The sequence below is a fragment of the Streptomyces sp. NPDC052682 genome, from assembly GCF_040678435.1.
GTDB lineage: Bacteria > Actinomycetota > Actinomycetes > Streptomycetales > Streptomycetaceae > Streptomyces.
The window spans coordinates 260,637-272,229 of sequence record NZ_JBFATS010000001.1 but is presented as its reverse complement, the minus strand read 5'-3'; the positions used below and the strand labels follow the sequence as shown (position 1 = coordinate 272,229).

8 protein-coding genes and 3 tRNA genes are annotated in these 11,593 nt (G+C 72.3%); 5 read left to right on the top strand and 6 right to left on the bottom strand.

The features are described 5' to 3' along the window. Positions 1-2: 2 nt before the first annotated feature. The 4 genes from AB0K80_RS01190 to AB0K80_RS01175 form a co-directional block, all read right to left on the bottom strand. Positions 3-1,931 (bottom strand): ABC transporter ATP-binding protein, encoded by a 1,929-nt coding sequence (locus tag AB0K80_RS01190; RefSeq protein WP_365664555.1) that lies wholly within the window; start codon positions 1,929-1,931, stop codon positions 3-5. After that, positions 1,931-3,664 (bottom strand): ABC transporter ATP-binding protein, encoded by a 1,734-nt coding sequence (locus AB0K80_RS01185; protein ID WP_365664553.1) that lies wholly within the window; start codon positions 3,662-3,664, stop codon positions 1,931-1,933. Before AB0K80_RS01185 ends, AB0K80_RS01190 begins: the two co-directional genes overlap by 1 nt. Positions 3,665-3,792: 128 nt before the next feature. Beyond that, positions 3,793-5,247 (bottom strand): FGGY family carbohydrate kinase, encoded by a 1,455-nt coding sequence (locus AB0K80_RS01180; protein ID WP_365664551.1) that lies wholly within the window; start codon positions 5,245-5,247, stop codon positions 3,793-3,795. A 138-nt stretch (positions 5,248-5,385) separates the two neighbouring features. Further along, entirely contained in the window at positions 5,386-5,691 is a 306-nt protein-coding gene (locus AB0K80_RS01175; RefSeq protein WP_365664549.1) for a YtxH domain-containing protein, read from the bottom strand. A 158-nt stretch (positions 5,692-5,849) separates the two neighbouring features. Between AB0K80_RS01175 and AB0K80_RS01170 the strand changes: the two genes are divergently transcribed. The 3 genes from AB0K80_RS01170 to AB0K80_RS01160 all read left to right on the top strand — a co-directional run bounded on the left by AB0K80_RS01170 (position 5,850) and on the right by AB0K80_RS01160 (position 6,277). Next, positions 5,850-5,922, top strand: a tRNA-Asn gene (locus AB0K80_RS01170). 5 nt (positions 5,923-5,927) lie between these two features. Beyond that, positions 5,928-6,000 (top strand) — tRNA-Asn (locus AB0K80_RS01165). Between the two features lie 200 nt (positions 6,001-6,200). Then, a tRNA-Ile gene (locus AB0K80_RS01160) sits at positions 6,201-6,277 on the top strand. Between the two features lie 19 nt (positions 6,278-6,296). Here AB0K80_RS01160 and AB0K80_RS01155 read toward each other — a convergent pair. Then, positions 6,297-8,570, bottom strand: coding sequence for a PQQ-binding-like beta-propeller repeat protein (locus tag AB0K80_RS01155; protein WP_365664547.1), 2,274 nt, complete (start codon positions 8,568-8,570; stop codon positions 6,297-6,299). A 505-nt stretch (positions 8,571-9,075) separates the two neighbouring features. On the opposite strand from AB0K80_RS01155, the gene AB0K80_RS01150 reads away from it, so the two are divergent. Next, positions 9,076-9,477, top strand: coding sequence for a hypothetical protein (locus AB0K80_RS01150; protein ID WP_365664545.1), 402 nt, complete (start codon positions 9,076-9,078; stop codon positions 9,475-9,477). Positions 9,478-9,553: 76 nt separating this feature from the next. Here the strand turns inward: AB0K80_RS01150 and AB0K80_RS01145 are convergent, their stop codons facing one another. Further along, positions 9,554-10,369, bottom strand: coding sequence for a methyltransferase domain-containing protein (locus tag AB0K80_RS01145; RefSeq protein ID WP_365664543.1), 816 nt, complete (start codon positions 10,367-10,369; stop codon positions 9,554-9,556). A 209-nt stretch (positions 10,370-10,578) separates the two neighbouring features. Between AB0K80_RS01145 and AB0K80_RS01140 the strand changes: the two genes are divergently transcribed. Next, positions 10,579-11,593: serine/threonine-protein kinase (locus tag AB0K80_RS01140; protein WP_365664541.1), on the top strand; the 1,015-nt coding region annotated here is incomplete at its 3' end.

Genomic DNA, 11,593 nt, shown 5'->3' with positions numbered 1-11,593 from the left:
GCCTAGTCGACCTCGGCGACGGCCTGCGCGAACTGCGCCTTGTACAGCCGCGCGTAGGCCCCGTCGGCCGCCAGCAGCTCCGCGTGGGCGCCCTGTTCGACGATCGAGCCGTTCTCCATCACCAGGATCGTGTCGGCGTCCCGGATCGTCGACAGCCGGTGCGCGATGACGAACGAGGTCCGCCCGTGCGCCAGTTTCGCCATCGCCTTCTGGATCAGCACCTCGGTGCGCGTGTCGACCGACGACGTCGCCTCGTCCAGCACCAGGATCACCGGGTCGGACAGGAACGCCCGCGCGATGGTGATGAGCTGCTTCTCACCGGCGCTGACCCCGGTGCCCTCGTCGTCGATGACGGTGTCGTAGCCGTCGGGCAGGGTCCGGATGAACCGGTCCGCGTGCGCGGCCCGCGCGGCCTCCTCGATCTCCCCGCGGGTGACCTCCCGGGCCGCCCCGTACGCGATGTTCTCGGCGATGGTGCCGCCGAACAGCCAGGTGTCCTGCAGCACCATGCCGATCCCGGCGCGCAGCTCGTCGCGGGACATCTCCGCGATGTCGACCCCGTCGAGGCTGATGCGCCCGCCGGTGACCTCGTAGAACCGCATGAGCAGGTTGACCAGCGTGGTCTTGCCCGCGCCCGTCGGGCCGACGATGGCGACCGTCTGCCCGGGCTCCACCGTCAGCGACAGGTCCTCGATGAGCGGCTTGTCGGGGTCGTAGCGGAACGACACGTGCTCCAGCTCCACCCGGCCGCGCAGCCGCTCCGGCCGCACCCCCGGCACCGGGTCGGCCTGCTGCTCCTCGGCGTCGAGCAGTTCGAAGACCCGCTCGGCGGAGGCGACACCGGACTGCACGAGGTTCGCCATCGACGCGACCTGCGTCAGCGGCATCGAGAACTGCCGCGAGTACTGGATGAACGCCTGCACGTCACCGATCGACAGCGCGCCCGAGGCCACCCGCAGACCACCGACGACCGCGACGAGCACGTAGTTGATGTTCGAGACGAAGAACATCAGCGGCTGCATGATGCCGCTGTTGAACTGCGCCCGGAAACCCGCCTCGTACAGCGCCTCGTTCTGCTCGGCGAACTGCTGCGCCGACTCCTCCTGCCGCCCGAACACCTTCACCAGGGCGTGCCCGGTGTACATCTCCTCGATGTGCGCGTTGAGTTTGCCGGTGGTGCGCCACTGCTGCACGAAGTGCGGCTGCGACCGCTTGCCGACCCGGGTGGCGACGACGAACGACAGCGGCACGGTCACCAGCGCCACCAGCGCGAGGATCCAGGAGACGTAGAACATCATCGCCAGCACACCGATGATGGTCAGCAGCGAGTTGATGAGCTGGCCCATCGACTGCTGCAGCGTCTGCCCGATGTTGTCGATGTCGTTGGTCGCCCGGCTCAGCACCTCGCCGCGCTGCCGCTGGTCGAAGTACGACAGCGGCAGCCGGGACAGCTTCGTCTGCACGTCCTCCCGCATCCGGTACATCGTCCGGTTCACGGTCCGGTTCACCAGCCGGGTCGCCACCGCCATCAGCAGCCCCGCGACGGCGAACACGGCCACCGCGAGCAGCAGCACACGCCCGACGGCGGTGAAGTCGATGCCCTGGCCCGGGGTGAAGTCCGTGCCGCGCAGCATGTCGGCGACGTCGCCGTCCCCGCGCTCGCGCATGGAGTCAAGGACCTGCTCCTTGCTCGCCCCCCGCGGCATCTCCCGCCCGACGATCCCGGCGAAGACCAGGTCGGTCGCCCTGCCGAGGATCTTCGGCCCGACGACGTTGAGCCCGACGCTCAGCAGCACGCACAGCAGCAGCGCGTAGATGGTCAGCCGCTCCGGACGGAACCGGGCGAGAAGCCGTCTGCCCGACCCCTTGAAGTCCATCGACCGCTGATCGGGGCCGCCGCCGGCCATCATCCGCCCCATCGGCCCGGCCATCAGGCAGCCTCCGCTTCCGTCAGCTGGGAGAGCACGATCTCCCGGTAGGTCTGGTTGTCCGCCATCAGTTCGTGGTGCCGGCCGGAGCCCACCACCCGGCCCTCGTCGAGGACCAGGATCCGGTCGGCGTCCCGGATGGTCGCCACCCGCTGGGCGACGATCACCACGGTCGCCTCGGCGGTCTCCCGTGCGAGGGCCGCGCGCAGGGCCGCGTCGGTGGCGTAGTCCAGCGCGGAGAAGGAGTCGTCGAAGAGGTAGATCTCCGGCCGCTGCACCAGCGTCCGGGCGATGGCGAGCCGCTGGCGCTGACCGCCGGAGACGTTGGTCCCGCCCTGCGCGATCGGCGCGTCCAGCCCGCCCTCCAGCCGCTCGACGAACTCCTTGGCCTGCGCCACCTCCAGCGCGTGCCACAGCTCCTCGTCGGTGGCGTCCGGGTTGCCGTAGCGCAGGTTGGTCGCCACCGTCCCCGCGAACAGGTACGGCTTCTGCGGCACCAGCCCGACCGTCCTGGCCAGCAGCCGCGGATCGATGGTCCGTACGTCCACGCCGTCGACGAGCACCTCCCCGTCGGTGGCGTCGAACAGCCGGGGCACCAGCCCCAGCAGCGTCGACTTGCCGCTGCCGGTCGACCCGATCACGGCCGTCACCTCACCGGGCCGCGCCACCAGGTCGATCGCCTTCAGCACCGGCTCCTCGGCACCCGGATAGCGGAACCCCGCGCCCCGGATCTCCAGGTGCCCGTGCCGCCGCAGCTCCGTCACGGGCGCGACCGGCGGCACGACGCTCGACTCGGTCTCGAGGACCTCCTGGATGCGCTCGGCGCACACCTCCGCGCGCGGCACCATCATGAACATGAAGGTGGCCATCATCACGGACATGACGATCTGCATCAGATAGGCGAGGAAGGCGGTCAGATCGCCGATCTGCATCCCGCCGCTGTCGATGCGATGGGCACCGAACCACACCACCGCGATCGACGACAGGTTCACCACCGTCATGACCACCGGGAACATCAGCGCCAGCAGGTTGCCGGTGCCCAGCGCCATGTCGGTCAGGTCGGCGTTGGCCTTGCGGAACCGCTGCTGCTCGTACGTGTCCCGCACGAAGGCCCGGATCACCCGGTTGCCGGTGATCTGCTCCCGCAGCACCCGGTTCACCGTGTCCAGCCGGACCTGCATGGCCCGGAACAGCGGCCGCAGCCGCCGTACGATCAACGTCACGCAGACGCCGAGCACCGGCACCACCGCCACCAGCACCCCGGACAGCGGCACGTCCAGGCCGAGCGCCATCACGATGCCGCCCACGCACATGATGGGCGCCGACACCATCAGCGTGAACGTCATCAGCGCCAGCATCTGCACCTGCTGGACGTCGTTCGTCGTACGGGTGATCAGCGAAGGCGCGCCGAAGTGACCCACCTCGCGCGCCGAGAACGACTGCACCCGGTCGAACACGGCCGCCCGGACGTCCCGCCCGAGCGCGGAGGCCGTACGGGCGCCGTAGTACACGGCCCCGATGTTGCACACGACCTGCGCCAGCGAGATGCCGACCATCAGGCCGCCGTAGCCGAGGATGTAGCCGGTGTCGCCGTGGACGACGCCCTGGTCGATGATGTCCGCGTTCAGCGTGGGCAGGTAGAGGGTGGCGCAGGTCTGCAGGAACTGCAGCAGCACCAGCAGGGTGAGGGGTTTTCGGTACGGACCGAGGTGGGCCCGCAGAAGTCGTATGAGCACGCTGCTTCTCTCGGAGTCGGCGAGGAGGGGAAGGGCGGTCGGTTGCCCCTGGCCCCTATCGTCGAACACTCCACCCGCGTTACCTCAACCGATTAATCCCTCAGCGGATCCCGCCGGGCCCGGCCGGCCTAGGGGCGGAACGCCCCCGGATGGGTCTGCTCCCGGACCGACACGAACTGCTGCCGCACCGCCTGGCCCACCGCGAGTTCCTCACCGGGCTCCAGCACCTGCGCCGCCGCGCCCTGCCAGGCCGGCGGGGTGCGCGGGTCGAGAGTGCCCTGGGACACGCCGAGCGCCCAGGCGGCCTGCCGGGCGGCACCGATCGCGGCGTAGTCGGCGGGCTGCGGCACCACGACCTGCGTCCCGAACAGCGAGGGCGCCGCGGCCTGCACCGCGGGCAGCTCGGCGGCCGGCCCCAGCAGGAAGATCCGCCGCACCTCCACGCCCCGGCCGCGCAGCACGTCCAGCGCGTCGGCGAGCCCGCACAGCATCCCCTCGAACGCGGCCCGCGCCAGGTGCTCCGGCTTCATCGACTCCCGTCTCAGCCCGGCCAGGGTCCCGGCGGTGTGCGGCAGGTGCGGGGTGCGCTCACCCTCCAGATAGGGGAGCAGGACCAGCCCGTGCGCCCCCGGCGTCGACTTCATCGCCAGGTCGGACAGGCTCTCCAGATCCGGCAGCCCCAGCAGCTCGGTGGCCCCCCGCAGGGCCCGTACGGCGTTCTGGGTGGTCACGACCGGCAGGTGCATGCCGGTCGCGTCGGCCAGGGCGGTGATCATCCCGCTGCCGTCGACGAGGGCCTCCGGGTGCACGGCCATGACCGACCCGGACGCGCCCAGCGACACCACCGCGTCGCCCAGCCCGATCCCGAGCCCGAAGGCGGCGGCCATCGTCTCCCCGGTGCCCGCGGAGATCAGCAGCCCCTCCGGCGTCGTACCGGCCGCCTCGGCCGGGCCGATCACCTCCGGCAGCAGGACCTGGTGCCCGAGCGCCAGCTCCACCAGGTCGGGCCGGTACGCCCCGGTGGCCGCCGACCAGTACCCGGTGCTCGAGGCACCGCCGCGGTCCGTGGTCCGCCGCACCGGCCGCCCCAGCAGCTGCCACACCAGCCAGTCGTGCGCCTGCATCAGCACGGCGGTGCGCAGGGCGTTGTCCGGCTCGGTGCGGGCCAGCCAGCGCAGCTTGGTCACCGGCTGCGCGACCTGCGGTACGCAGCCCACCGCCTGCGCCCACGCCTCACGCCCGCCGAGCGCGTCGATCAGATCGGCCGCGGCGACCTGCGTCCGCCTGTCGGCACCGACCATCGCCGGACGGACCGTGCCGCCCTGCGCGTCCAGCGGTACGACCGCGTTCTGCTGCGCGGACACCCCGATCGCCTGCACACCCTCCAGCAGCCCGCCGCCCGCGGCCTCGCCCAGGGACAGCAGCCACGCCTGCGGATCGACGTCGGCCGGGCGCCCTCCGCCCTCCGGCATCTCCACCGGATGCGGCGCATAGCCCTGCCGGAGCACGGCTCCCGTGTCCGTGTCGCAGACGACGATGCGAGTGAAATCGGGCGAACTGTCCAACCCGGCGACTATCCCCATGGCGAAAATTCTGCCGTACCGCAGGGCCGGCTCGGGCCGTGGGCGCCGCCGGGGCAGCCGCCGGGTGCGGGCGCGGGTGCGTCGCGGCTGCTCGCGCGGTTCCCCGCGCCCCTCAGGGCGTCGTACGCGCCGTCGGCGTCAGGTGTTGCTGGTGCCCCAGTCGTCCTCGCCCGGCCCGTGGGTCGCGCGCTCCTTCAGGGAGCGGACCCGGTGCGCCACCGAGTCGGGGACGCGGTCGCCGACCTTGTCGCTGACCACGTGGTACGCCTTGCCGGCGATCTCGCGGCTCTGCTGGGCCGCCGTCTCGGCGGTGTTGCGGACGGTGGGGTTCTGCGCGATCCGCCGGGCGGACTTCCTCAACTGCTCGTAGCGTTCGCGCCCGGCACGTGTGCCCAGCACGTAACCCACAGCTGCTCCGGCGACGAACGTGAGCCGGTAACGCATGGCGGCCACCCTTCCCTTGCACAGGTCTCCGGTACGGCGTCGGCGACGGGGAGTGCCGATTGGCAAAGCACCCCCCTGCTTGCGCTAATGTATGTGTCGCAGCGAGCGCGCGCCCCCTGGCGAATACCCAGGCAGATGCGTTCGATGCAACGAGTCATTCCTCCGTAGCTCAATTGGCAGAGCAGCCGGCTGTTAACCGGCAGGTTACTGGTTCGAGTCCAGTCGGGGGAGCTCGGTCCTCCGTAGCTCAATTGGCAGAGCAGCCGGCTGTTAACCGGCAGGTTACTGGTTCGAGTCCAGTCGGGGGAGCACGCTGAACGAGGACCCCACCGGGGTCCTTTTTCATGTCCGGGGCCGGACTTCCTGGATCTTCGCGGGAACCGCGTGCGGTGCAGCGGAGTCCTCATGGTCACGTAGGCCGTACGCAGCCGACCATCCGAAGCAGGAGATCGTATGAGCGGCTATGCTGCGGCAGACGGCGCGCACACATGTACGCGACACGCCGCTATGGGGCGGTAGCTCAGCCGGTTAGAGCAGCGGACTCATAATCCGTCGGCCGTGGGTTCGAGTCCCACCCGCCCCACCAGAAACAGGCCCTGACCTGCTCACACGGCCAGGGCGTGCAGGTTCGGGCCGCTGGACAGGTAGAGCATGTCGTCGGTCACCACGGGGGCGTAGTCCGCCTGCGCCCCCGTCGCGAAGTTCCACAGGAAGCTGCCGGTAGCGGCGTCCACTGCCGACAGTGTGCCGCCCTGGCCGACGGCGTACACGACTCCGCCGGTCACCGTCGGGTCCGCCCGCACGGTGTCGCCGGCCGAGAACGTCCAGCGTCGCTCGCCGGTCGCTGCGTCCAGGGCGTTCAGCCGGTTGCCCTCGCTGCCGACATACACCACGCCGTCCGCGATCACCGGCGCCATGTAGTCATAGCTCCCGGTGCGAAACGACCAACGCCGCGCGCCCGTGGCGGCGTCCAGCGCGTACAGGGACTTCCCCGTCACGCCGGCGAAGACCCGCCCGCCGGCCACCGCCAGCGTGCGCACCCAGTCGCCCAGGTCGGTCTGCCAGCGCGGTTCGCCGGTCGCGGTGTCCACTGCGTAGAGCGTGTTGGCGCCGCCGCTGTCGCTGTCGTGGCCGACGTACAGGACGCCGTCCGCCAGTCTGGGTCGTGCGGACACGTCGTCACCCACCTCGAACGTCCAGCGTCGCTCGCCGGTGGCCGCGTCCACCGCGTACACGGTGCCGCCGCCGACCAGGTACGCCACACCGTCGGCGACCACCGGGTCCCAAGACATCGCACGCCGCAGCGGCAGCGTCCACCGCTGCTTGCCCGAGGCGGCGTCGATGGCGTACGCGGCCTCCTTCCCACCCGTGTACGCCACGCCGTCGACCACGCTCAGCCAGCCGTTCAGCTCGGTGTCGGCGTGGAACAACCAGCTGTTCCGGCCGGTCGCGGCGTTCAACGCCCTGACGTATGCCCCGTTGACCAGGTACGCCCTTCCCCTGGCCACGGCGGTCCGGGACGCGGTGGTGTCGGTTTTCCACCGATGCGATCCGCCGGCGGCGTCCGCCGCGGTCACAGACTCGCGTGTGGTGACGTACAGCAGGCCGTCTGCCAGGACCGGCGGTGCGGTGATCGGGCTGCGGAGGTCGAGGCTCCACATCGTCGTCGCCTCTGTCCTGGCGTCGGTCGGCACCGTACGGCCGGTGTAGTAGTGCTCGGCCAGGGCCGCTGCGGCCCAGCTGACTCCCGCGGCGGCGGTGGTGCCGGCCAGGCCGAGCAGGACGTGCCGCCGGGACGGCAGGGATGCCAGGGGCGGCCCGGACGGAGTGGCGGCGGTCCCGGCGGCCGGCCGGAGCGCAACGGTCGCGGTGCTCCCGGGCGGGCCGGATGCGGTGCGGTCCTCGATCGGGACCTCGGGACGGGAAGCCGGCGTGACGGCGGCAGCAGACGTCTGTGGCGACACGGGGGTGGGCACGGGGAGGGCCGGACGGGTACTCAGTTCCCGGGCGACCGGGGTGGGCAGCCAGTCGGTTCCGGCGAGGGACCGGGCGGTCGGGGGATCGTCCCCGGCAAGGCGGGTCAGCTGCTCCAGCAGCGCGGGCAGTTCGGGCCGCTCGGCGGCCTCCTTCGCCAGGCAGGACTCCACCAGGTCCCGCAAGCCGGACGGAACGGCTTCCAGGCCGGGTTTCTCGTAGACGGCGCGGAAGTTGACCGCGTGCGCAGGGCCGGTTCCGAACGGCGCCGTCCCGGTGGCCGTGTAGGCCAGCACCGCGCCCAGGGCGAAGACGTCGCAGGCAGGACCGACGGGTCCGCCGACCACCTGCTCCGGGGCCATGAATCCCGGCGTGCCCACCACCATGCCGGTGCCGGTGAGCGCGCTGGCGCCGCCGACCACCGAGATCCCGAAGTCGATCACCCGCGGCCCGTCCACCGCGAGCAGCACGTTGGACGGCTTGAGGTCCCGGTGGACCACTCCGGCCGCGTGGATCACCTCCAGCGCCTCGGCGAGTGCCGCGCCCAGCGCGACCACGGGCGCCGCCGCCCACCGGCCGTACGCGCTCACCGCCTCGCCCAGGGACACGCCCGGCACGTAGGCGGTCGCCAGCCACGGCGGGGACCCGTCGATGTCGGCGTCGACCACACCCGCGGTGAACACCCCGTTCACCCGTCGGGCGGCGGCGACCTCGCGCGCGAACCGCCGCCGGAACTCCGGATCTCCGGCCAGCTCGGGACGTACGACCTTCACGGCGACCGCGCGGCCACCGGGGGAGCGGCCCAGATACACCTGGCCCATGCCGCCGGCCCCCAGCCGGGCCACGATCCGGTACCGGCCGACCCGACCCGGATCTCCCGCCGTCAACTCGCCGAACGCGGCCACCCCGACGCCCCCCTTCCCCGCATCCCGACCGGCGGAACCGGCCGAATCGTACCCATCCGCCGCTGCGATGGCGGCAGTCGCGCCAGAAGAGGCCGACGCGCCGTTCGGTGATCGCAGTGCGACGGCAGCATGCCCGAGGCGGCACCGGCCCGAACCCGTCATCGTCTCGGCACCCTGAGCTCCTCGCCGTCCGACCAGCGTCTCCCGGATTCCCGGACCGGGCCGGGGCGGGGATCCGCCGTCCTGCGTCCGACCTGGGGCGACGCGCGCGCCGCCGGGGCCGGCAGGAGACGGCGGCCAAGCCGCGCGGCTAGGTTCTCCCCAGTTCGGGCGGCAGAGGAAGGGGCAGCGCATGCACCCAGGTCAGCAGGTGGAGTTCCAGGCCTCGTGCGGGCACCTGATCTCGGCTCCGGCCGGTCGCGCCGGGCAGGACGTCCGCTGCCCCCATTGCCGGGAGGTGGTCCGGGTCCCGGCGCCCGGCGTTCCGTACGCTGCACCCGCAGCCGTGCCGTCCGCAGCCGTCGAGCCGATCGGGCTGACCGCGCTCTACGTGACCGCGCTGCTCGGCGGCCTGCTGGGTGCCGGGCTCATCTACCTCGTCATGTTCGACGAGTTCGACGAGTCCGAGCTGGTCACGATCACGCCGCTGTGGTTCTTCCCGGTCGTTTTCGGCTTCTACGGTGTGGTCTCCCAGCGGTTGCTGCGTCGTATCGCCTCGGGGCGCGCCGGAACACTGGGTGAGGCCGCCCGCATGTCGATCGGCGTGGCCGGCCCCTTGGCGGGCCTGGTGCTCTTCCCCTTCCTGGTGCTGAAGTGGCGCAGTTCCCTGCTCGTGTCGGCGGCGGCGGCGGTCTTCTGGGCCGTACTGCTGTGGCTCTTCTTCGCAGCGGTCTTCCCGGCCCTGTGAGTGCGTCCGGCCGTGGCGGCGGCGCGCACCATCACCCGCAGCAGCACGGGGGTCGTGCCGTAAGGGAGTTCCTCCACTACGCGCGGCGCCCCCAGGCCGAGATCATCGGGGAGGTGGCCAGGTCGAGGCGGCCCGCGGTGACGGCGGCGAGATGGCGGTCGATCTCCTCGTCGGTCGCCAGGCCCGCGGCGACCAGCCGGCCGCGCACCTGCCGGACCGTCGCCGCCTCCAGCGCGGCGCAGGCCGCAGAGGTGATCGGGAAGTACGCGTCCGCCGCCACGTCGGTCAGGCCCGCCTCCCGCAGCTGCCGGGGCAGTGTGCGCCCGTAGGCCAGGTCGGCGCCGCGGGCGGCCAGCAGCGTACGGAACCCGGCCCGCAGCCGGTTGGCGAGCCGCTGCTCGGGCCCGTACTCGTCCGGGCAGATCAACGGCTGCAACGCCGGGTCGGCATCCTCCACGAGGAGCCATCCGCCCGGCCGGAGCGACCGGGCCATCGCCCGCAGGGCCCGCTCCCGCTCGGGGACGTGCACCAGCACCAGCCGGGCGTGGACGAGGTCGAAGCCGTCCCCCGGCGGGTCGTCGCGGCCGACGTCGTGGCGCAGCACCTCGACGACGCCTCCGCGGGCCGCCTCGGCCCACGAGGTGTCGATGTCGGTGGCCACCACCCGGCCGTCCGGTCCGACCCGGTCGGCCAGCCAGGTCACCACCGAGGTGCCGCCCGCTCCCACCTCCCAGCAGCGCCAGCCCGGGGCGATGCCGAGCTGCTCGATGTGGCGGAAGGTGGACGGGTCGAACAGGTCGCTGAGCGCGTCGAAACGCAGGCCCGCCTCGGACTGCGCGTTGTCCAGGAGGTAGCGGTCGTCGCCGGAGGAGGGCGGGGTGCCGGGCGTCATGCGGGTGATTGTCACAGTTGGGCAGGCGCAGGGCGTCTCCGGGTCCCGCCGTGTGACCAAGTGCGGGCGCAGAGTACGAGGTTGACGAGTCGTCATCTGTCCGAAGGCCGGTACGCTGGGTCGGCTGCGGCTCCCACCACCCTCCGTGTCCCCACGGGGGGTTCGGCCTGCGGCCGCCGAGTCGTCACGGAACTGAGGAAGACACGCAGGTGCTGATTGCGGGCCGGTATCGGCTGGAAACTGCCATCGGGCGCGGCGCGATGGGGGAGGTCTGGCGGGCGTACGACGAGACGCTGGGCCGGCCCGTGGCCGTGAAGCTGCTGCTGGGGCAGGACTCCGACCCCACGGCCGCCTCCCGGTTCCGTCTGGAGGCGCAGACCGCCGGGCGGCTCAACCATCCGCACGTGGTCGGCGTACTCGACTTCGGCGCGTACGAGGACCGGCTGTTCCTGGTGATGGAACTGGTGCAGGGCGACAGCCTCGCGGGCGTCCTGGCCCGCTCCGGGCCCCTGCCCGCCGAGCGGGTCGCCGACATCGCCGCGCAGGCGGCGGCCGGTCTGGCCGTCGCGCACCGGCAGGGCGTCGTCCACCGGGACATCAAGCCGGGCAATCTGCTGCTGGCCGCGGACGGCACCGTCAAGATCGGTGACTTCGGCATCGCCCGGTTCGTCGACGATCCGGCCGCCGCCCTCACCGCGACCGGGCAGATCGTCGGCACCAGCCTCTACCTGGCGCCCGAGCGCGCCCTGGGCAAGCCCGCCGGGCCGGCGGCCGACGTCTACGCCCTCGGGTGCGTGCTGTACCACCTGCTCACCGGGCGCCCGCCGTTCCACGCGGAGTCGGCCATGGCCATTCTCCACCAGCACCTCGACGCCCTGCCCGAGCCGCCCAGCCGGCTCGGCGTGCCCCTGCCGCCCGCCTTCGAGGGCTACCTGCTGGGCCTGCTCGCCAAGCGGCCCGAGGACCGGCCCACCGCCCAGCAGGCCGCCGACTGGTTCGCCAGCGGAGCGTGGCAGGGCCGTTCAGCGCCGCTGCCCGTCACCGCGCCCGACCTGCCCTCCATGACCGGCCCGCGTTCCGCGCCGGACCTGCACTCCGGGACCGGCCGGCGCTCCGTGACCGGCTTGTCCTCCGGGACCGGCCGGCGCTCCGTGACCGGCTTGTCCTCCGGGACCGGCCGGCGCTCCGTGACCGGCCTGTCCTCCGGTACCGGCCGGCGCTCCG